Raw genomic sequence first — 463 nt, 5'->3', positions numbered from 1 at the left:
ATATACAGTATTACCTCTAATAGTTCTACAAGGATAAATCTTTTCAATTTTACTTTTTAAACTAGAGAAGAAAAGAATGTCTTGCTCGTTTAAAAGTAAACTATAGTTTTTATTATACTTCTTTACAAATGTTTCATCAATAAGAGCATTAATTTCTGATAAGTACATTTTAATATCAAAATTCACCCCCTTTAGGAAAAACATAGTTGTTTGTTCATATTCATCCTTTAGATCAGTATCCATAAGAATAATATTTAATTCAGATTCCAATTCATTTTTTTTATTTCTTAAATAATTTATCAAATAGTAGTTTTTACTGTTTGTATAAATCTCAATTTTTATTAACTGATCCACTGTCTTAGATTTACAATAATCTTTTTCTTCATCAATGTTTAAATTTAATTCATATGCATATCTTTTACATAGTTTACTTAATAAAAGAATATTACTATTTATAGTTTTA

Annotated in this window: 1 protein-coding gene; it reads right to left on the bottom strand. The window is 21.8% G+C overall.

Going from position 1 to position 463, the window contains the following annotated elements; all coding sequences use genetic code 11:
* Positions 1-463 (bottom strand): hypothetical protein (locus tag ETC00_RS19750; protein ID WP_171567743.1); only part of this gene is annotated, 463 nt, incomplete at both ends.

Origin of the sequence: Brevibacillus sp. MCWH (assembly GCF_013096935.1) — a bacterium.
GTDB lineage: Bacteria > Bacillota > Bacilli > Brevibacillales > Brevibacillaceae > Brevibacillus > Brevibacillus aydinogluensis.
This window is presented reverse-complemented; position numbering and strand designations above follow the sequence as displayed.